At 42.5% G+C, this 22,459-nt stretch carries 17 protein-coding genes and 1 tRNA gene; 8 read left to right on the top strand and 10 right to left on the bottom strand.

The window, feature by feature from the left end; genetic code table 11:
* Nucleotides 1-2 precede the first annotated feature (2 nt).
* The 7 genes from BUC01_RS10765 to BUC01_RS10735 all read left to right on the top strand — a co-directional run bounded on the left by BUC01_RS10765 (nucleotide 3) and on the right by BUC01_RS10735 (nucleotide 8,832).
* On the top strand, nucleotides 3-4,355 hold the full coding sequence (locus BUC01_RS10765) for an ATP-binding protein (RefSeq protein WP_081795812.1): 4,353 nt from the start codon (nucleotides 3-5) through the stop codon (nucleotides 4,353-4,355).
* Between the two features lie 12 nt (nucleotides 4,356-4,367).
* Nucleotides 4,368-5,096 (top strand): DUF5932 domain-containing protein, encoded by a 729-nt coding sequence (locus tag BUC01_RS10760; RefSeq protein WP_025832656.1) that lies wholly within the window; start codon nucleotides 4,368-4,370, stop codon nucleotides 5,094-5,096.
* A complete protein-coding gene (locus BUC01_RS10755; protein ID WP_025832658.1) occupies nucleotides 5,089-6,543 on the top strand; it encodes an AbgT family transporter in 1,455 nt (484 codons plus the stop codon). Before BUC01_RS10760 ends, BUC01_RS10755 begins: the two co-directional genes overlap by 8 nt.
* A 100-nt stretch (nucleotides 6,544-6,643) precedes the next feature.
* Nucleotides 6,644-6,717: transfer RNA gene (locus tag BUC01_RS10750), tRNA-Arg, on the top strand.
* 142 nt (nucleotides 6,718-6,859) lie between these two features.
* The gene (locus BUC01_RS10745) at nucleotides 6,860-8,098 is read left to right on the top strand and encodes a phage integrase SAM-like domain-containing protein (protein ID WP_025832660.1); all 1,239 of its coding nucleotides are present in this window, start codon (nucleotides 6,860-6,862) and stop codon (nucleotides 8,096-8,098) included.
* Nucleotides 8,099-8,202: 104 nt separating this feature from the next.
* Nucleotides 8,203-8,385, top strand: a complete 183-nt coding sequence (locus BUC01_RS10740) for a hypothetical protein (protein WP_025832662.1) — start codon at nucleotides 8,203-8,205, stop codon at nucleotides 8,383-8,385.
* 42 nt (nucleotides 8,386-8,427) lie between these two features.
* The gene (locus tag BUC01_RS10735; protein ID WP_025832664.1) at nucleotides 8,428-8,832 is read left to right on the top strand and encodes a DUF5053 domain-containing protein; all 405 of its coding nucleotides are present in this window, start codon (nucleotides 8,428-8,430) and stop codon (nucleotides 8,830-8,832) included.
* 197 nt (nucleotides 8,833-9,029) lie between these two features.
* On the opposite strand, the gene BUC01_RS10730 is transcribed toward BUC01_RS10735, so the two are convergent.
* The 5 genes from BUC01_RS10730 to BUC01_RS10710 form a co-directional block, all read right to left on the bottom strand.
* On the bottom strand, nucleotides 9,030-9,260 hold the full coding sequence (locus tag BUC01_RS10730; protein WP_025832665.1) for a DUF6965 family protein: 231 nt from the start codon (nucleotides 9,258-9,260) through the stop codon (nucleotides 9,030-9,032).
* 374 nt (nucleotides 9,261-9,634) lie between these two features.
* Nucleotides 9,635-10,087 carry a DUF6808 domain-containing protein gene (locus tag BUC01_RS10725; protein WP_025832667.1) on the bottom strand — a complete coding sequence of 151 codons (453 nt, stop codon included), beginning with the start codon at nucleotides 10,085-10,087 and terminating at the stop codon, nucleotides 9,635-9,637.
* Between the two features lie 4 nt (nucleotides 10,088-10,091).
* Nucleotides 10,092-10,532, bottom strand: coding sequence for a hypothetical protein (locus BUC01_RS10720; RefSeq protein WP_025832668.1), 441 nt, complete (start codon nucleotides 10,530-10,532; stop codon nucleotides 10,092-10,094).
* Complete coding sequence (locus BUC01_RS10715; RefSeq protein ID WP_025832670.1) at nucleotides 10,529-10,981, bottom strand: phage holin family protein; 453 nt, start codon at nucleotides 10,979-10,981, stop codon at nucleotides 10,529-10,531. The genes BUC01_RS10720 and BUC01_RS10715 overlap by 4 nt, the downstream gene beginning before the upstream one ends.
* Nucleotides 10,982-11,100: 119 nt before the next feature.
* Entirely contained in the window at nucleotides 11,101-12,996 is a 1,896-nt protein-coding gene (locus BUC01_RS10710; protein WP_025832671.1) for a hypothetical protein, read from the bottom strand.
* A 361-nt stretch (nucleotides 12,997-13,357) separates the two neighbouring features.
* Here BUC01_RS10710 and BUC01_RS10700 point away from each other — a divergent pair, with 361 nt between their 5' ends.
* A complete protein-coding gene (locus tag BUC01_RS10700) occupies nucleotides 13,358-14,107 on the top strand; it encodes a leucine-rich repeat domain-containing protein (protein WP_073313706.1) in 750 nt (249 codons plus the stop codon).
* Nucleotides 14,108-14,163: 56 nt separating this feature from the next.
* Here the strand turns inward: BUC01_RS10700 and BUC01_RS10695 are convergent, their stop codons facing one another.
* From BUC01_RS10695 to BUC01_RS10675, 5 genes are read right to left on the bottom strand one after another with little or no spacing between them, the layout of a single operon-like run.
* Nucleotides 14,164-19,620, bottom strand: a complete 5,457-nt coding sequence (locus tag BUC01_RS10695; protein WP_073313705.1) for a leucine-rich repeat domain-containing protein — start codon at nucleotides 19,618-19,620, stop codon at nucleotides 14,164-14,166.
* 1 nt (nucleotide 19,621) lies between these two features.
* Nucleotides 19,622-20,125, bottom strand: coding sequence for a DUF6712 family protein (locus BUC01_RS10690; RefSeq protein WP_073313704.1), 504 nt, complete (start codon nucleotides 20,123-20,125; stop codon nucleotides 19,622-19,624).
* Nucleotides 20,103-21,272 (bottom strand): hypothetical protein, encoded by a 1,170-nt coding sequence (locus tag BUC01_RS10685; RefSeq protein ID WP_025831301.1) that lies wholly within the window; start codon nucleotides 21,270-21,272, stop codon nucleotides 20,103-20,105. Before BUC01_RS10685 ends, BUC01_RS10690 begins: the two co-directional genes overlap by 23 nt.
* A 3-nt stretch (nucleotides 21,273-21,275) precedes the next feature.
* The gene (locus tag BUC01_RS10680) at nucleotides 21,276-21,866 is read right to left on the bottom strand and encodes a hypothetical protein (RefSeq protein WP_025831302.1); all 591 of its coding nucleotides are present in this window, start codon (nucleotides 21,864-21,866) and stop codon (nucleotides 21,276-21,278) included.
* Nucleotides 21,863-22,456 (bottom strand): hypothetical protein, encoded by a 594-nt coding sequence (locus BUC01_RS10675; RefSeq protein ID WP_025831303.1) that lies wholly within the window; start codon nucleotides 22,454-22,456, stop codon nucleotides 21,863-21,865. Before BUC01_RS10675 ends, BUC01_RS10680 begins: the two co-directional genes overlap by 4 nt.
* Nucleotides 22,457-22,459 lie beyond the last annotated feature (3 nt).

Here is a 22,459-nt window from a genome sequence, read left to right as displayed (position 1 = left end):
GCATGGCAATGGTTTCTTGTGTGGGCACCGCCCCCACCAAGGAAGTGCGCCTTATTGATTCACTCAATCAAGTGGCTTATTCTTACCGTTATAAGGATTTGGATTCTTCCTGTCATGCTGCTACACGAGCCTATGAAAACGTGAACCTTTATCGTCAGGGGAAAGCGGAAGCTTCCAACAATTTAGGATTTTGTGCCTTCATGCGTATGGATTTCGAGAAGGCAGAGAAGTTTCATAACGAAGTGTACAGTCTGACTAAAAATGAGCTGGAATTACTGATTGCTGACATCGGATTGATGAAAATTTATCAGCGGACTGCTATGAATAAGGAGTTTTATGACTACCGGAACAGTGCTCTCCGCCGTATGAAACGAATTGACGAAGACAATAACCTTTTCGTAGATCAGCACGAACGACTGCGGCTGAACTATGCACGTACTGAGTTTTATATCGTTTCCGCAGTCTATTATTACTATTTGCAGCAGCGTCCGGAAGCTGTGGCCTCGATCAATGAGATATATCCTCAGGAAGAATTGGTTGCAGATACCAATCAGCTATTATATTATCATTATATAAAAGGCTCGGCAGCGTTGTGTGAAGGAGAAACTGCGGACGAACGCCGCTTGCGCGAGTTTGACGAACTGTATACGACCTGGAAGTTGGCTTCCCGTGGCGGGTACTTGTATTTTGAGGGAAATGGAGTCCAAGGGCTTGCTAACCTGATGGCGTCACCGGATAATTATGAATTCTTTCAGACCCGGCGTTCCCATGCATTGAAACAGTTTGAAGCACCGGTAGATTCTTTGCTGCCTATGCGTTTAGGGCAGCTGGCTTTGAAGAAATTCAAGCAGTACAATGACTTGTATCAGATAGCAGGAGCGTATGTTTCAATCGGTAAATATCTGAATGCTCACGGCAGTTATACTGAGGCGTTGGATACACTGACACTTGCTTTGGAATGTGTAAATAACCATCACCGCCGTTTTTATGATTGCCACGATAGCCTGGACTGGCTGAAGACCTTTGATATCCGGGATACCATCTCTTCTGAAAAAGCATGGATACAGCGCAAACTACGAACCGTACCGGAATGGATTTCACGCATCCGCGAACAATTGAGTGTGACGTATGCCGGATTGGAGATGAAGCAGTATTCAGACTACAACCGTAATATTTATTTGGATATCCTGGAAGATACCCGTCAGGACAAGGAGCTGGAAAGCCGTTACCTGGCTTTGGAAAGTGAAGCGAGGCAGTTGAATATTTTGCTGTTCTTTGTGATTGTCGGTTTTATTTTGGTGGTCTTGTTGTTTTGGATATTCAATAGAAGATCGAAGGAACGTAACCGTGTCCATTTGCACCGTTTGAGGCAAATGCTGGATATCTGCCAGAAAATAACCGCTTCCATCCCTGCGGACGCACAAACGGAAGAGGAAATTGTAGATGCTATTCTTTCTGCTGTACAGACGGATATGGGAGACCTGTTCGGAATAAAGGATATCCGGATAGAGGATGGGCAACTGGTATTGCCTAAACGGCTGACGAAGGATGACCGGGCCATAGTGCATGTGATTACTCCATATATCACGTGGGCGCTTGATAATGGTATGACTTCCATTTCGCTGGGTGATGAGCGTCGCCGTTTAGAGAAGGAGCGTTATGTTTATGAACAGCATATAGCAGGAAACAAACGCCAGAATTTGATAAAGAAAGCTTGTATGGCCATCGTGAACGGCATCCATCCGTACATTGACCGCATCATCAACGAGGTACATAAACTGACAGAGAAAGGTTTTATCCATGACGAGCGTATCAAAGCGGAAAAGTATCAGTACATGGATGAACTGGTGACAACGATCAATGAATATAATGATATTCTGGCTCTGTGGATTAAAATGAAACAGGGTAGTCTGAGTCTGAATATTGAAACCTTCGGACTGAATGAGCTTTTCGACCTGATAAGGAAAGGAAGCCGTGCTTTTGAGATGAAGCAGCAACAGTTGGAAGTAACCCCAACCGATGCCTATGTAAAAGCGGATAAGGCGTTGACACTGTTCATGATAAATACGCTTGCGGAAAATGCCCGTAAATATACTCCAAAAGGAGGGAACGTAAAGGTATATGCCCGCCCGACGGAAGAGTATGTGGAAATCTCAGTGGAAGATAGCGGTTATGGACTTTCGGAAGAGGATGTGACACGTATTATAGGGGAAAAGCTGTATAACTCACAGGAAATAGGTATGCTGGATGCTGCCGACCGGGAAGAACTGCGGAAAAATAAGGGCAGTGGGTTCGGCTTGATGAACTGTAAGGGTATTATTGAGAAGTACCGAAAGACGAATGAAGTGTTCAAAGTCTGCCTGTTCAATGTGGAAAGCACATTGGGAAAAGGTAGTCGCTTCTATTTCCGTTTGCCGGTCGGGGTGCGTAAAACTTTGATATTTCTTTTATGTATATTTCTTCCTTTTGGTATGAGTTCGTGCCATAAACCTGTGGAAGAAGTAATCATACAGCCTGATGAAGTGTATGCACAAACTGCACAGGATTCCCTGTCCCAGGCTGCGGAAAATGAATATGAGATTTTATTAAACGAGGCTTCCGAATATGCCAATGAAGCCTATTACAGTAATGTGGCGGGAGATTTCGAGCTGACGCTGGAATATGCAGACTCCGCCATAGCTTGCCTGAATGCGCATTACAAGAAATATGCTCATTATCCACAGCGTTATATGACGTTGAGAGGAGAAGGAGAACCGGGAGAATTGTCGTGGTGGAATAATCTTTTCAATTCGGATTTTCATGTTATATTGGATATCCGGAATGAAGCTGCGGTCGCGTTTCTTGCATTGAAACAATGGGATGCATACAGTTATAACAATGCTGCTTATACAACTTTGTACAAGTTGCTGGGTGAAGACCAGTCTCTGGAAGAATATTGTAATCAGTTGGAACGTTCTACTAATAATAAGATGGTAGGTGTTATCTTGTTTGTCGGACTGATAGGCTTGTTATTGTTGGGCTATTACATCTTATATATACGTAAGCGTCTTGTGAACCGTTGGAATCTGGAGCAGGTTTTGGAAATTAACAGGCAGATATTTACTGCTTCCCTGACACAGGTAACCGAAACGGAAGAGGCGTTGCAGCGTGAGGAAGAGACTTTGAAAGCTATCCCCCAACGTATTGTAGACGAAGCATTTGATGCGGTAAATGAGTTGCTGGCCATTGACAGGCTGGGCGTTGCCGTTTATAATGAGGCGACACATCAGCTGGAGTATGCGTCGAATTCCATAGTAGAGAATATGTTGTCCGAAACTTTGGAAAATGGATCTCCGACAGAAGATGAAGGCTGGAAAGAAGTTGTTCAGCGCTGTTTTGATCAGAACCGACAACTGTCTGCACCGGGATTTGAAGCTTTGCCTTTGGTGGTGGACGCTGCGGGAGATTCACGTTGTATCGGTGTGCTGTACATTGAACGTCAGGAAAGTGTTGAACAAGAAGCAGCCCATTTATTGTTGGAGTTGATAGCCCGCTACATAGCGATTGTAGTGTTCAATGCTGTGGTAAAGTTGGCAACCAAATACCGGGATATCGAGGCAGCTCATGAAGAAGCGCATCGTGCGTCGTGGGAAGACAGCCTGTTGCATGTGCAGAATATGGTACTGGATAATTGCCTGTCCACCATCAAGCACGAAACAATTTATTATCCCAATAAGATTAAGCAACTCATCGGCAAACTCCGTTCAGGAACGTTGTCGGAAACAGGAGAAAAGGAAATTGTATCAGCTATCGGTGAATTGATAGAATATTATAAAGGTATATTTACGATTCTGAGTTCGTGTGCGTCCCGTCAGTTGGAAGAAGTTACATTCCGTCGTGGGACAGTTGCCGTGACGGAATTGTGTATGTTGGCTGAAAAGTATTTCCGCAAGGCGAGCAAAGGAAAGACTTTCACTGTATCTTTCCATACGGAAGCTATTGACGAGCGGGTAGTAGGGGACTTCATTCAACTACGTTTTCTATTAGAGAATCTTATAGATGAAGCCTTGTCTGTGTCACTGAATGGAGAAATATATCTGAAAACAGTAACCGATGGAGAATATATCCGTTTCCTTTTCACGGATACGCGAAGAGAGAAAACCCGTGAAGAACTCAACCGGCTCTTCTATCCGAATCTGGAACGTATGACCTCAACAGGAGAGAAAGGAGAACTACGCGGAACAGAATATCTTGTTTGCAAGCAGATTATTCGCGACCACGACGAGTTTGCAGGGAAACGGGGATGTCGTATCAATGCCGAACTGGCTGAAAAAAGTGGGTTTACAGTTTATTTCACGATACCAAGAAGAAAATAAAAGAGATATAATATGGAAGACAAAAAATTCAAAGTCATTATTGTAGAAGATGTCAAGCTGGAACTGAAAGGGACGGAAGAAATCTTCCGTCATGAAATCCCGAATGCAGAAGTAATCGGTACGGCCATGACCGAAAATGAATTCTGGGCACTGATGGAAACCGGAATACCGGATCTTGTTTTGCTGGATTTAGGTTTAGGTGGTTCCACTACGATTGGTGTGGATATCTGCCGGAATATTTTCAAACGTTATCCGGGTGTACACGTGCTGATATTCACCGGAGAGATTCTGAATGAAAAGCTTTGGGTGGATGTGCTGAATGCAGGTGCTGACGGCATCATCCTAAAAACCGGGGAATTGCTCACAAAAACAGATGTACAGGCTGTGATGGACGGAAAGAAACTGGTGTTCAATTATCCTATTCTGGAAAAGATAGTAGACCGTTTCAAGCAATCCGTAGCGAATGATGCAAAACGTCAGGAAGCTGTTATCAGTTATGATATTGATGAATATGACGAACGCTTTCTGCGTCATCTGGCTTTGGGGTATACGAAAGATATGATTGCTAATCTGAAGGGTATGCCTTTCGGCGTTAAGTCTTTGGAGAAGCGCCAGAATGATTTGGTAAACCGTTTGTTTCCACAAGGAGAGCGGGTAGGAGTAAATGCAACCCGCTTAGTGGTGCGTGCTCTGGAACTCCGTATTCTTGACATTGATAATTTGGAAGCGGATGATGAATAGCAAATGGCGTCTGCCGCATCCGGCAACCATGTTTTTCCTGTTGACGCTGACTGTCATTGTCTTGTCATGGATATTTGACATATATGGCTTAAGCGTATTTCAACCGCAAACAGGGGAGGAGATACGAGTACAGAGTTTGCTTAGTCCGGAAGGTATTCGTTGGCTATTACGGCATGTCGTCACTAATTTCACAGGATTTGCTCCGCTGGGATTGGTAATTGTAGCAATGTTTGGCATCGGTGTGGCACAGCATTCTGGTTTTATTGATGCCTGTATCCGGAATGGAGCACGGCGCAAACATAATCCGTGGCGCATGGTGATATTAGTCATCTTCTTAGGACTCCTCTCCAATGTAGTAGGAGATGCAGGGTACATAATTTTGCTGCCGATTGCGGCTACTTTATTCCATTCGGTGGGATTACACCCAGTTGGAGGTATTATTACAGCATATGTTTCCGTTTCGTGCGGATATAGCGCCAATGTACTGTTAAGTACACTGGATCCTATGCTTGCTGCCAGCACCCAGAAAGCTGCGGATATAGCGAATGTGACATTAGGAAATGTAGGTCCTTTATGCAATTATTATTTTCTGATTGTTTCTACATTTTTATTAGCTTTCATTATTTATCAGATAACTCGTCGTAACTTACTTCCGGCTTTAGGCGAATATGTGGGCAGTATTCGTTTTAATGGTTATAAACAGCTTTCCCGTAAAGAGCGTCGTGCTATGGTAGGTGCGATATCGGTCGGGGTGATTTATACAGTGGTAATCCTTTTTGCCACTTTCTCGTCGTGGGGTATTCTGCGTAGCGTCAACGGAGGTCTAATCCGTTCTCCATTTATAGAAGGAATTTTATTCTTGCTTTCTTTTGGCATCGGACTTATGGGAATGGTTTATGGCTTTGCTTCCGGTCGTTACCGTACGGATGGAGATGTAATTGAAGGACTTACCCAGCCTATGAAGCTATTGGGCGTATACTTTGTGATTGCTTTTTTTGCTGCCCAGATGTTTGCTTGTTTTGAATATTCTCATTTGGACAAATGTATTGCCATTATGGGTGCAGATATGCTTTCGTCCATTCGCCTCGGAAGCTTGTGGATATTGATTTTGTTTATCCTCTTCACAGCTCTTGTCAATCTCATTATGGTATCTGCCACTGCCAAGTGGACTTTTATGTCTTTTATCTTTGTTCCGGTTTTCGCCGGAATGGGCATTTCTCCTGATATGGTGCAATGCGCTTACCGTATTGGTGACAGTGCCACAAATGCAATTACCCCTTTCATGTTCTATATGCCCCTTATCCTTACTTATATGCAACAGTATGACAAGCGAGCCACTTATGGTTCTCTATTGAAATATACGTGGAGGTATTCTCTTTACATATTATTGGCATGGACAATGCTATTTGTTTTGTGGTATGTAACTGGTTTACCGTTAGGGTTATAGCATTAGTTCGGATATAAAATTGATTGTTTTGTGAATATTTTATGCGTAAAATCTTTGCTGTTTTCACAAAAAAACGTACCTTTGCACCGCAATTAAGGATGGTTCCGTAGCTCAGCTGGATAGAGCAACGCCCTTCTAAGGCGTGGGTCTTGCGTTCGAATCGCAACGGAATCACAGAAAAGGCTGATTATAATTAATTGATAATCAGCCTTTTATTTTACCTTTCCTCAGCCAAATGGCTATAAAAAAAAGATACTATTTCCCACCCGAAAGCCACCAACAGTGGAAAAACAGTGTCTTTTAAAACTTATAGTTTATGGCAACATTAGCATTAACCATTTTATCAGCCAAGCCTACTAAGGCAGGGAAATACCCTGTCTTTATCCGTATCTCAGTCAAAAATGACAAAGAGTATATTAAAACAGAGTATCAGCTTGACGATGCTTGTCAATGGTACGAGGGTAAAGTCGTTGCTCGTAATGATGCAACGATGATAAACAAACGCCTGCTCTTTGAACTGAAAAAGTACAAAGACCGACTCCAATACATAGACAATTATGAGTATTATTCGGCTAAACAGCTAAAAGCTATTCTTACTCAGCAGGATAAAGCAGCACCAGATGTTCGCACCTTTAATGAGTTCATGCGCCAGCGAATAAAGGAGAAAAAAGAAGAAGGTAAAGAAAGCCATGCAAAGATGCTGGAAGATACAATGAAAGTATTTGAGGCGGCCGAAGGGGATGTTCCAATGGTACTGATGAATCATATAACGATAGAACATTTTGACCGATGGATGAAAATACATGGTCATACGGATGGTGGAAGACAAATACGATTAAGTCAAATCAAGGCACGTGTTAATGAAGCTATTAAACTTGGCTTGATCCGGTGCGATAAGCACCCATTTGCTTATACCAAAATACCTACTCCGGAACCAAGAGAATTGGATATCCCTGTGGAAGCTGTTAGAAAGATAATAAGTACAGATGTATCATACAGTCGACAATTAGATTTGGCTAAAGACATGTTTCTTCTTTCTTTTTATCTCGGTGGAATGAACTTCGCTGACCTTATACAGATTGACTTTTCAGAAAAAGAAATCAGCTATGTACGTCAGAAGAGTAGTGAGCATAAGAAAAAGAATCGTCAGATAACTATTAGTATTTGTCCGGAGGCTGCAACCATTCTAAACAAATATGTAAAGAATGGCTATATCAAATTCGACTATAAATATACAGTAGGAAATCTACAGCGATATATCAATAAATGCCTCAAGCTTCTAGCTAAGGAATTAAATATCAAAGGTAGCCTCACTTATTACTCTGCCCGCAAAACCTTTGCGCAATTTGCAGCAGAGATAGGCATTCCCTATCCTATTATAGAGTACTGTCTCGGGCATTCCATCAAAACCGGAATTACCATCAATTCATACGTACGAGTAAAACAGTACCAGGCAGATGCAGCTATACGCCGGGTTATTGACTATGTAAATGACCCGGAAGTATTCAAGCCATTCATTGAAATGCGGAATCAGATGCAGATGATGATGATGTAAGTCGCACATATAATAAGGTATAAAAGAAAAAATAATCACTAAAAAGCTTGCGTAATAACCAAACGATTATTATCTTTGTCATGTCAAATAACAAAAGTAACAATATGAGTAATGAACAAATTAAAAAGGACCTGCTAATACAGAGGGCATTCCTTAAAAAAGAGCTAGACCAGCTAAGATTTATTTCAGAAGTGACCGGGACGAACCAAGAAAAGGAAATAGATAAAAGATTAGACCGGATACTTACAATAGACAAAATCTTAGCAGAGTTAGAAAAAAAGAAGTAAAAACAAGCCATCCCTACGGGGATGGCATAAAACTATAAACTTATGACACTAAAAGAAGAATTACTAACTCTAAAGCCATTATTAGGCACAGATTCACCGGAGTTCTACGATAAAGTGAGAGATATAGCATCACGGTACAACTCAGAAGAAGACAAAAAAGTTATTGCAGACTTTGTGTCTGAACGCCTACAGAACATTGATAAGGAGTTGAATGTTATTGAAGAAAATGCAATAAAACTGCAATTGCAAGAAGTTGCAGAGATTGTTTCCCTTAGCTATTTGGCAAAGAAGTATTTTAATAAGAGCCGGGCATGGCTTTATCAAAGATTAAATGGGAATATAGTAAACGGGAAACCTGCCCGTTTTACAAACGAAGAATTGCAAACATTCAATAATGCTTTGCAAGACATTTCTAAAAAAATAGGCTCACTTAATATCTCGTATTGATATTTTTGTTATTTGACACTCTATCCCCGTAGTTGAGCCGCTACGGGGATTTTTTGTGCCCGGACTAAACTTTTTCAAAGCTCGTCAGTAACTACAGCAGAATACCAAACGGGATTGTTGAAATGTGCTGATGAACTTTGGTATTCCGGAAGGCAGTCATTAGGCTGCCTTCTTTGCACAAAGAAATAAAGGACAGCTTATTCTGCCGTCCCTTCTACAAATTCCTTTAACCGATACAACCTGTCAATCGCTGCATTGTAGAAAGTATCAGGATAGTGCTGCTTAATATCATTGATATTCGCACGAACATAAATACTAGTGTCAGTAATATGTTCCGCAGCACTCAATGTAACCTCTTGGGGTAATTGCGTAGTTTCAGCCCAATTAATTAGGGCTTTCACGCTTTCTTCATCATAATTGTATGCCATATTCCTATTTTTTTAGCAAAGGTAAGAAAAAGGCAGCCGAATAAGCTGCCTTCATATGTAGAAAGATTATTTTCTGGTGAGGTGGAATCTAGTCCCTCTATTATATAAATAGTTCTCTTTATGTACAGATAATGCAGATTTTACTACCACCCCAGATTCCACACTCTTTTATTGAATAAAATTGAGATTATATTTTTCATAAGCCTTTCCTCCATAATTAATTTGTTTAATGATTCAATAACTTGAAATGCAGTTATCATTACTGATACTGCTAACAAAAAGGAAGGCAATAAACCAACATTACCCAACCACATAAAGATACAAAGAACTCTATTTGTGATGCAAATATAATCAACTACAAATAAATTTCCAAATTACCACATAAAAATGTTCCAACTCACTCCGATACCGACATACCAACCACCCGGTATTCCATACCCAACCTGTACCCCCAATCCCCGACGCTTCTTCTTCGGCACAATAGTATGATAAATATCATTAGTCACTGTCTGATACACCATCCTGGGAAATACCATCAGACTGTCCAACCTCGGACGATATCCACTCACCCATGCCCGATAAAGACTATCCTCATAATACGCTTGCTCACGATAAACGACCGTATCACCAATGCGAATAGTGTCTGTTAGCTGGAAAACTAACAGAGGAGCCATAGGCGCAGAGATAAGCAAAGTATCAACCTTGACTACTGTATTTACTTTCGTTTCGGTACGTATTTCTGCCGGGAGAGGCTCGTGCGAACTGAACCAAGTAACCACACAAGCTATCACCAGCAATACAACTAATATCCAAGGCAGCTTTTTCATAGTTTCATCCTTTAAAGTAAACCACTTTACCTTTCTTCCCGTCATTCCTCATATCCAGATGCACCCAAGTGACATCCTGTTCAAGTCGGATAGGATAAGGCAAAAGAATCTGATTAGCCTTTATCCAGTTCCTGACCTCTAACGCAATCATACCCTTAACGTCAAAGTCAATCGCCGTGCCCTGTCCATGGGCTGACATATAGACCTTTTCAAGTCTCGTCTTCTCGGCCACGAGACTACATACATTGCAACGAAGTCCCCGCTGGGTGAGATTACCTCCAATCTGCCAATTATTGACATGAATAGGCTTACCCAGTCTTTCCCGAATAACAAGTAATGTCTCCAGCAATCGATCATCGAAGAACTGCCAAGCATTATCACCGAACTTATTATACACATGTTTGCATACAAGTTCCTGAACGTCGAAATAATCTCTAATACTCATTTCTGCACCTCCTTTATTTTCTTGATTAATTCCAAAGCGTCTTTCTCCGATGCACATTTAACTATATTGGCTATCACACCGGGTAACTCTGCCGCATGGCTACGCTTCCTCTTATTATGTTCCCATACGCTCCGAAACTCGATAATCAATACGCCAACTGTGATAATCATCGTCATGTATGGTAATACATACCAAGTAAAGAGTAATCCCAACGTGTCGAACATCAATCCAAACAGCATCATACGCCAATAGTCACCAGCCTTGGCAAAGGTTCTACGCAACCCCTTACTGTCAACCTTCTCTTTCATCACTCTCGCAGTCTGCACGCCATCCCACATATCAATCAGTACAGATACAAACATTACCAACCAGCACATCAATGTCACCCCGATATGACGATATAGGTTAGTCAAATCCAACGCATGTAAGAAATCTAATACATCTTTCATTTTCCTTTCACTATTTTAATTATTAATACTACCTTTGCTATCGCATAAGACCGTTAAGGTCTTAGTATTTTGTCGTTATCCCGTCCGGCTTGTGAAAGCTGGACGGGATTTTTTAGGCACTATCCATAAGTAGATGTCGTTCCATCCCTTCTGTTAACGACAAGACCGATATGTGGCATCAATATCAGACCGCAACCATGTGTATCTCCAAGCACACTTTTATCCATACTCATTACAAATGATATAGGAGAAACTACTAAACTGGCCTTTTCTATTTGGTCTTCTATACACTTTAGTCTCATATACGGGATATTGTATAAACTCTCGAATCCAGCATCCGTTCCATCGCCAAAATATATTTCCCCGACCAGATTATTACTCGCATCATACATTAGTACTGATGCATTCTCGGCATCAAGTTCTATACGTTTTCCGTTTTTAGACGTTGACACCTTGCCGTTAAATTCATATTTTCCATTTTCAGGATCAAGCTCAAATACTACTTCATTTTCAACCAAAGCAAAGATACCGGAGCGTTCTACACCATCTATAGTGATGCACTTATCACCTTGCACGATGCCTGTCAAAACTGGTTTCTCAGCCGTTCCGGTATTCTTCCCAGTGAACAGCTTCGGGCTAATCATATAATTACTACCTATCTGCACTTTGTTCGTGTCCCACCCTACAAGCCAATCCGGAACATTAGCCATTACCTTAGAGATTGAGCCAATGGTTATTGTTTCGATGCCAGTATCTTTATACGCCTGCACTACGACGCTATCGTATACCGATGACTCATCAAGTGGAATATCTATAGAAGTAGGTTTGGGACCCATAAATCCTGTATATAGCTTTGTAGATACGGTGACGCCATCTTTCACATAGTGAACAATCCATTTACCACAGGAATAGCCTTCCTTGGCATCTCCACTAATGCGGTATAGATTGGCTGTAAGCGTATTACCTCCAATCGCATTAGAATGAATATCACACGGAATATTTTGAACTTGAATTCCGTTCATATAGAATTCAATCTGCAATAGAACGGCATCCTTTCCATCAGCACCTTTCAGGTTCTCTTTTACTTCATCAGAAAGATTGTCCCAGCTAAGGATCACATCTCCCATCGTGCACACATACTTTTTCTTGTCTGCATCCCATCGCCACGATATAGCACCCCCTGCAAGATAACCCGACTTGTCACGGTTGAATTGAGCGGAACCGTCACCAAATTCAGCTGATCCGTCAGGATGAATACAATAGACCGTATGTCCGCTGGAATCCGTACCCTTAATCATGCCGTTTTCGCAGTAAAATCCACGGGCACCATCTCCACCGGGAATATCGCCGCCAAGACGCGTCTTAATCTTACCGGTCCAGTCCTTACTGTCAATATCGAACATGATGTCGATGGCAGGCTGTCCGCTTTCGTCAGCATGAATATAGATAGCCGATTGGCGATTCTTATTCACAGAGTTGCCGAACTGAACAATATCGTTTCCCGGTTCAGGAGGATTGATGACATTACCCTCTCCGTCTTTATCGAACTCCGATACCGGCACATGGATCACATCGTCCACTACAGAGGATATCTCGACGTGATAGAAAGTTTGTTTAGTTCCAGAGTAAGTCTGACACCGCATAAAGTCATGAGCGACAAAGCTCATAGTCTCATCCTCCAACGTGATGAGGTATTCAGTGCCGTCTTCGGAGAGAGTAACAGTAGCTATCTTACCACATGCCTGGCTGATACCTAAAGACCCGATTATCGCACGCATCTTGCTTACCAGCATCTCGAACACGATAAACTGTTCACGCACGCGGATGGAATCAATCTCAAGCATCCATTTTCCTTTCACATATTCCCATATCTTCCACCCATAACCTGCAAATCCGGACGTGAAGTCTTCCACCACTTCTGCCACCCATTCACCGGCCGCATTCATCACCTGCCTGCCTGTCTTCTTTGCCGAAGCAAGCATGCCTACAATCTTAGCTGTACTTAATATTGCCATTTCAATCTGTATTTAATTTAAAATATACTATGAACCATTCCTTTGTCGGACATTGCACAAATGTACATCAGACGAAATCAAATAAGTTGTTGATTTACAACTTTCCAATATCACCAAATGATAGCATAAAAAAAGAGCTTGGCGACAACAGAAGTTGCCACTAAGCTCTTGGTTGATACAAAGATAGGAAATAATAAAATAACACACAACTATGAGATACTAATTATCTATCAGATAAATAAATGCTGGCATATAGAACCTTTTGGAATAGCTTTTTGCGTTCTATCAGGACTTCGTCGATTCTCTGAGGAATACTTTTGCCAGATTGGAGTTGGTAATGAATGGGGAACCGGCAATATATATGGCTGATCCAGTATTTAAGGCGATTGTAAATTCTCTTTGGGATACTGACGAAGATGGATTTATAACAGAGGAAGAAGCATCAGTTAACAGAACTGTTGATGCTCAGTTTCGCTGGAATACCGACCTTGTTGATGCTTCTGCTCTAAAATTATTAAATTGGAAAGCCTTGAATGGAGATTCAGCGATATTTAGAGGTTGCACTTCTCTTCGAAAAGTATCAATCGGAGATAATGGTTCTTTTACATCCTATATGTTTGCCGGGTGTTCCGCACTGGAGGAAGTTGAACTTCCAACATCAATATCCGGCTTGTCACAATATAAGACAGGCTATATGTTTGACGGATGTTCTTCTTTGCGTAATATTACTTTGCCATCCGATATGACAAAAATGGAAGGTAATATGTTCCATGATTGCATCTCGCTGGAGGAATTGGATATACCGGCAACTGTGACCACTATTGGATATGGCTTAACTGATGGTTGTATCTCATTGAAAAGAATTATTAATCGTGCAAACATTGTACCTGTATATACTGGAAATGGGGCTTTTGCAAATTGCCCCAATTTAACAGAAATGATTATTCTTCAGGAAACGCCACCAACATTGGGATATAATTCATTCTACAAGACGGATAATTGTATCTTCTACGTGCCAGATTCCGTAGTAGATACTTATAAGTCGGCTTCCGGATGGTCAAACATGGCGTCAAGAATTAAGCCGCTGTCGTCTTATACGAAGGATTATTAAGGCTGAGGTATTTCCGGAGCATCTATCTTTTCATAGTGCTCCGGAAAGCCTATTTATCAAGGTTCCACATAAGTTGATAGAGGATATATTTTCGCAGCCTGCGAGCTCCATCCAGAAACTAACTTATAAGCGTCTACACTGGTATCTGGCACATATATAGCCTGGGGAGTTCCTGAAAATCCACCGAACTTAGGAGGTGTACTTGCACGGCAAATTATTGTCATGCTACTATTATTAGTGTTCAGCCCCCAAATTAGTGATGCTCCGATGGAGGTAACTGTACTTGGGATATCGAGCAAACGACATTGATATGCCTTTTCGCACAAATTGTTTCCTATGGTCTGATAACCCTCCGGAATTATGATTCTCTCTATTCCGGAATTCGCAAAAACAGAATCTCCTAATGCTGTATTAATTGGTAATGTAACTTTTCTTAAAGATGTACAATCACTAAATGTACCACTGTTTATCATCTCCAATCCTGTAAAAAAACGAAATTCATTGAAAGTCTCTATCACAGTATTGCCAGTAAAAAGACTTTGGTTGCCATCACGTCGTTGTGTTAATGTTGGGAGTATTGCAACCTCTTCATAAGTCAACATCCCATCTTCATCACTATCAATTGCTATCTCCTGATAATTACCGACTTTCTCTGTGAGTAATAACCGCAATACCTCCGGGTCTTCAAACCTAATTGCTGGTGTACCGTCCATCACTAAATCCAATCTGTTAAAGATTTCTCTCAGTTCATCCACAGAGTCCTGATAGTACTTTGAGTGTACTGTAATCTTACCATCCAACACCGGAATTGGCTCCTCTCCGGCAAGCCCTTCAGCAGACAAACCTTCATAGGTACCGTCTGCCAAATTTGCAAGCATATCAAGTGCATCAGCAGTGTAATACTCCTCTTCAAAGCCTACCGCACGAATGTGCTTCAACACATGGTTAGTGCCTTGTGATTGCTGCGCCTCAATAATGGCAGACAGCAGTTCCATCGGCTTCAGAAGCGGGCAATTCTCTACCAGAAAGTCCGTCACCTTCTCCTTGCAATAGTCCATCAATACGCCTTCGCTCTTCAGCAATGGATAATTCTGCAAGGTGATGTATTGATTGTATTCACTGTATTCAATGGTTTCCAATCCACCGCCCTTCGGCAATACAATCTGCGTCAGGGAAGTGCCACCGGCATATATTTCCTTCAGATGTGTACAGGAAAGCAGGCTGAGCGTACCTGTCAATGTCGAAATACGGGACAGGATAAGTCGTTGAAGGCTCACACAGTTGGAAAGCGTCAATGCCGTAATAGAGATGACAATAGGCTCAGTAGCGTGCCCCAGACGGATATCACGAAGCATCCTACCTTGTATAATCATGGAACCGGTCACATTCTTATCATGCCAGTCGCCAATATCCTGCAAGTACGAGGCACCCTGGATCGTATTCTGCTGGTCACCGGAGCCGGACAACTCGATCAACATCCGGCAAACCTCACCGGCCTTGGTACGAGTGCCGCGAATGATACTTGTACCATTCGCGATGGCAGGGTACAAATCCATTGCCGGTGTCAATTCATATTGAATTGTATTGCCCGCAGCGCGTACCGTGATATTGTCGGTACCGTCAGCGGAGAATAATCCGAACGAATACTTACTCATCATGTACAGGATGCGCTTGGTTATCCATCGCTGTTCGGCAGTATAGTGGTCGCCCAATGACTGCGTAATAGGGTCAGTATCATTGGTATATTGGTCTTTGTCGTATGCCAACTTTGATTCCTCATACGTAAACTTGGCATCAGCATTATAAAGATTCTGCGGGAAATATTCCTGAGCCTGCGCAAAATAATATTTCTGAAAATACGCATACAGTTTATCAAAATCGGTACCCGATTTCACCCCGGAAAGCTCTTCCATCGCCGCCATCATCTTACGCATACCCGCCCAAACCTCATCCGGGAAAGCTAGGTCAAGAAGATTCCAGAAATTGGATGTCTCACCGTTCCAGACCGAACCGCCATTGTCATAGGCATCATGGAACTCTACATAGTAGCCTTTCTTCGCCTGTCCCTGGTTGTCAGTGTCAAAGATGGTATCAAGGTCATCATACCGCCATTTCCATTTGCTTCCGGCATTGCCGAAGCAATACGGGTAGGTATTCTTTGCCCGGTTATCCGTACCGGCATGGAATTCAACCCAGTTCCGGTGCAGGATAGCGTCATCAATATCCCAATATTGCGGAGCTTCAGCACGGAACTTCTGGATGCGGGCATTGATGAACAGTTCATTCAACTGGTCGGAAGTGAACGGACTCAGGTCATCAGCCAGGTACGCACTGAGTTGCGTCTTCAGATTGATGGTACCATCTCCGATATCGGAGGCTATGAACCGGCCATCAGACGCCTCGTAATAGTAGACATTATATAAGTTAGCGTCACCGGCCTTCGCTATCCAGAATTCATAAGGTTCATTACGATAGGTCGCCACCTGTGCATTCAGCTCCGCCAGTGTGCCGTTAAAAGGCTTCAGCCGGTTACTACACTGATAGGCGATATTGTATGCCGGAATCCACTTACTGATATTGGCCAACTCACCGGCACCATAATCCCATGAATTGGCACCATTATACTGGAATGCCTCTTCTTCCTCATTATATTGCATCCGGCTACTCCAGGGCACACGGAAAAGGGTACACAACGGAGAGTTATCCGAACCCTCGATAGAAAGCAAGCCGGGAAACAAGTCAGAGTCATGACCGAAGGTATTCTTATCCCCCTTATCCGGTCCCATCGTGTACAGCCCCCTGAAAGTATAGACTTCCTTGCCCTCGTCATTGATGCTTTTCTCGAACGCCACGAACGGAAGCTGATACACCGCTACACGGGCGTTGGCGTACTTTTCAGTCTGCATCGCCTCATTGAGATATCCCATAGCCCGATACAGGTCATCCACAGAATTGACAGAACCGACCTTGTGCGAGTGCATGGATGAAGCAAAGTTCTTCTTGGCCGTGATCTTCGTAGCCTTCGCCAATGCCGGAACCATCGACCAACCGCCCGTGCTCGTGGAGCCGTCGGCTGCCGTGACGATAGACAGCTTCTTGTCCAGCGTGTACCGGACATTCCAACGCCAATAACGCATGGAAGAAGTACCCTGTCCTTTGGCCTCGACATTCGATATGGAGACATTCCATTCAGGATGGTCAGAGAAAAAGACCTCTAAAACGCCCTTCATCTTGTTAGGGTTGAACAGTGATGGAAATGTATTGTCGAACACCATTACGTTAAACTGATCCTTCACATTCTCGAAATCAATCTCGGAACCGTTGGCATCCATCACGTCATTATCCTCCTGAATACGGGTTTTCTCCGTATTGTCCACCTGCCAATTGATATAGTTACGGAGTACGGCTTCAGAAGTCAATGCGGAATCGTAGACACGAATCCCATAGATATCAACATCCGCATAGTCGGAGCCGATAACGATATCACTGTTTTGGGCGAAGTAGTCATTGTTCTTGTAGGTGAATTCACGGTTCTTCACACCATTCACATAGATGATACAAAGATTGAAATCCGGATTGCCATACGCATCAGGCATGATAACCAGTGTCAGCCGCAGGCGCTTGCCTTCAAAAAGGTTGATACTCTGGTTATCGGTAGTCTTCAGCGCATTCGTGTACATAATGACATTATCCGGAAATACACGCAGACCCACGAAAGAATCACCATCGGAAGACATACGGATAACAGGATGGTTAAAGTCCGTCACATTATCCGTCTTATAGTCTATCTCTACCGTCTTACCTGCACGGGCTGACTCTTTGGCAAACACCTTATACCCGATATCAACCCTCGCTGATGCCATCACCCGGAGAACATTATTCATATCCGCATCAGACGTCCAGCCGTCATTGCCCCAGTTCATTCCCTGCCAAGTTGCCGGAATAGCTTCTCCGGTCATCTCATTAACTACGGATTGGTAGTTACTTTGGTTATTAGAACGGGTACGGGGATTCATATAGAAGACCGCTCCGGCAACAGAAGAAAAGCCCAATGAATTATTGACGGGAATAGTCATGGAAGACGTCAATTCCGTGCCTCCATCCGTCACGCTCACAGCGATATCAAAGTCGGCATTATCAATCGTCTCAATTTCCAGCGGCAGGGAAAACGTATGCTTCGCGGAAGTAGATATACGGTCATCAAGAGACGAATAAACATGCGATCCGTCCTTCTTAACGGTAAACTGAGCCGAAGTAATGGCATTACTCCCGTCATACATCGCGTAATCAAACAAAGCATTCTCTGACCAGTTCGTTGCTTTCTCCAGCACATTATTGATAGCGATCAACTTGACAGCATCTCCGGTAACAGCACAAATGATATTATAAGAGATGGTGCGTGTCCGGATGCTACCGTCACTATTGGCCACATACATGGACACATTGAATATACCTGACTTGTCCGGATGCGCAAGCTGATAGTTATAGGCTGTCTCGGTATATACAGCCGTACCCAATGCGACGTCATAGCTTTTATTATAACCCGGCCCTGTGATGGTAACGTATAGTGTCTTAGATATATTGCCGCCGATATTTAACGGGATTGTGATGTTCTCCCCTGTAAATGCCGTCCACCAGCGGAAGTTATCGGCAGCGATGGAGAGCGAAGTCAACTGTACGGTATAGACAAAAGCGGAGGTGGTCATTTCCGTAATTTCACCGGTTACTTTTATCATGATCTGATTGGAACCTGAAGACAGGAACTCTGCCACATCCACCGTATTACTGTATCCGGATTGGATGTACATCTGTTTGACAACGGTAAACTCGGCATTGACAGTATTCTTGATGGAAATCTCGCACAAGCCACGTTCACCGGTATTCTCGTAGTCTCCGCCTATTCCGTAACGTTCCTGGCTGACAAATGTGAACTTCAAGAGACAAGGCTCACCCTTACTGGCTGATATATTACGGCTGTCAAGGTCATTTTGTATGAGTACATTCCGCTGTACGCCTGATCCACCGCCACCGATGCTGCTTGCAGGTAACAGTGTCCATTCGGACTCACCTTTGAGCTTTACGATAACATAATCCTCGTTGTCATCCACTTCATCAGCGGCAGGGGTAACATTCATCAACCCTCCAAGAGTCATGTCTCCGGTCGCTTCCTCCGGAGCAATCTCCATCAAAGCATCCTCATCCTCTTCGATAAGCGTGTCTTCATCCTCTTCAAGCAAACAGCTCATCAGTGCGGCCGGGGCGTTTTGCTTAGGCAGACGAACTATAAGGCCATTTTCCACTACGGCACCACCCAATAAGCCTAATAAATAGTTAGTACTATCTATTTCATCTTTACGAAGAAATATTTTTTTAAGCTCTTCAAGATCATCCTGTGTTAATAATTCAATAATCCCTGAGAGAATTCGTCCAACTCTCTCAGCCGTATTTTCACCAGCCACAGACGCATTACGTACCTGTAGAGCTAACTTTTTTAATACATCTAAATTGTCCATGTTAATCTCCTATGCCGATAATTCTAACTCTTGAACCTCTTACCGGCTTCACTTCCACATTATCCCATGTCTTCAAGAACTCCAATGAACCAGATAAATAACTTTCAGCAACATTCATCAAATCATTATACTTATTCACGCGGTTTTTATCATCCATACGTGCCGCATACTCATCATTGTGTTGCATGAATCCAGAGCGAGAAATCATAGCACCATCATTCTTTGCCATCTTAGCATATACGAAATACGCTAAAGCGTAACGAATACCCTTAAAAACGTGCTTTTTCTGGGCTTTATCGACATATTCACCGCCCTCCAATAAGAGCGACAGGTTCTCATCCAAATCTTCGCCTACAAGCCTTAGAAACATATCCGAACCTACCGCCGGAATAATAAACAATTGTTCACACTCTTCAATGAATGTGTCTACCTCTTCCTCATCCACATGCTTGGAGGCTATTCTTGTATACCCTGACCAATTATCAGCTGTTAATAGATGTTTCATTTGAATCAATATATTTAAGTGAACGTAATCCGAAATCAGATGATAGATTTGCAACCTCATACCAATGCTTAAAGATGGTATCAAAAGCTCTTTCAACGAATCGCTGTTCAATTGTCACCTCACCGGCATAATATTCATAAGCATCCCTCATAACATCTCCAGAGAATCCAAGCTTACCCATACGAATCGAATAGAATAACTCTTGATGAAACTGGGCATATATCCGTTCTACTGTACTTTCATCTGTTACAGTGAAGTCTTTATCATAATTCTTTGTCGGGAAAGCAACAACTTTGGGTTCATCTTCATCATCTTCCAACTCCACCAGAAGAATCTTATTTCCGTTGGTATCTCCCTGGAACTTTTTCAAATCTTCCGGTGCGATCATCTTTCTGTCGATTTCATTTCCATCTTTATCAAACGATGGAACTCCCTTCTTAGCGATAATCATACATGAGACGAGGAAATTATTGCGGACATTCCTGTTTTTGACATTCGACAACCCCTCATCTGTACTCATCTCCGTAACCACTGGATCATAAATTGGAGTAGGGTAGACACCCGGCCCATCCAATGACACCCAAAGAACTTGTCCTTCATATCGATCTATTCCTCCGGCAGCTTCTACTTGTGACAGTACGACATCCGGATTAGGATTGAAAACACATATTTTTTTAACGGAATCTTTCGTTACCATGATCGCCTTTCCATTACGTGTTTTTTTACCCTTCCAATCTGGATGTATTAGAATATGCCCTATATATCCATTCTCATCTTCTTCCTCTAACCTGCAATTTTCAAAAGGGATATGTTGTACTTCTACGATCTGACAGAATACATTATAATTCACATGAAGAGCGAACCCTTTAAATCTCGCTATATCTTCACAGACATTATGCAGAATAGTATCTGCTGTGTCCCCCTTTTTATTCAAGACATACTCAGAGAAATTTGTATCTTTGAATCCAAAACCCTCTATGAACTTCGCATATCTGTTAAGACAAAGCTTTGCAGTACCGGATGCAGACGTTATGGCAAGAAGGTTCTGCGGATATAAATTATCCTCACCATAGGTCTGCATCTTAAACTGTTGGGAGTAACTAACGCCTACACGGCTCTCTGGCTTTTTTGCTGTTTTTACGTTCATACATTACTCCTCTGATTTTTCATCATCATCTTCAACCTTATCCGCTTTCTCTGAAGCTGCTTTCAAATACGACTCTAACAGCTTATTGGTGAGCTTCTTTTCTCCCAATAGATACCCCTTGTAATCTTCCCTGATCTGCTTTTTGGTAACACCTTCTTTCAGCTTTTCAGCGATTTCGGACACAAGTTCTTCATTCAAATCTTCCGGAACAATCTTACCTATTCGTTCCTCCCAATTATCTGGCTTTTGACCAAACATCTGAATCTGTTTCGGGAACTTCTTCAAATAATTCTCCGCAGCTTCATCCGTCAGGTTAGCATTGGTATATATTTTCCCACTCTCAAAATCCTGTATGATAACTCCAGCCAATAGGCTATATGCACATTTCTCTTTCATCTTCTTTTCTCGTTTTAAATAATTACATACTTCTATCAAAGCATCACGATAGCAATCATTGCAATTGGTTCGCTTGAAATCCTTTCTCAGCACTTCAACATAGACCTTCATAATGCTCTCTTTATCCGATGCAGAAAACCCGGTATCAAACCGGGCTTTCAATTCATCGGCCAACTGTAAAGCCTCCTGATACATCATGCTGCCGCAGTTTTCAAAGTCTCAAACTGTGTTCCTGTAGTTTCTGCATCAGTATTGAAATAGAACATCGCAGCTTTCGGGGAACCAGTCTCTTTCAGGGTAATCAACCAACCGCCATCCGTATCTTCTGAATACTTATCATTTTCGCCTGTCTCCACAGATAAGCCCTGATAATAACCATAGACCTGATATTCTGACTTTCCGTCTACTCCCTTGTGCTTATTCTTCAAAATCACGACAAAAGAACCATTTGCTAACCCTTCAATCACATTCTCACAGACCTCTGGGCCATTATCAAGAACTACAATAGGAAGCTCACTATCCCATTTATTCTTGTAAGTACCTTTCGACAAAGACGTTTTTGTACCAGTGAAAGGAGTTGATCCAGGACATGCAACTGAATATCCTTTCATTCCCTTTTTCAGAACGAGTGTTTTAATCACATTCTTCGTATCACCGAATACTGTCTTCGCAAAATCAACATGTTTGCGGTTGATGATAATGCCATCCTCCTCAAAACCCTTCGTTACGATATTATCACAATCTACGATAATATCAGCTTTCAATAAGCTCTCACAAATTCCTGCCATATC

The sequence above is a fragment of the Bacteroides stercorirosoris genome, assembly GCF_900142015.1.
Classification (GTDB): domain Bacteria; phylum Bacteroidota; class Bacteroidia; order Bacteroidales; family Bacteroidaceae; genus Bacteroides; species Bacteroides stercorirosoris.
The sequence above is the reverse complement of the archived record's forward strand: the minus strand, read 5'-3'. Positions and strand labels throughout refer to the sequence as shown.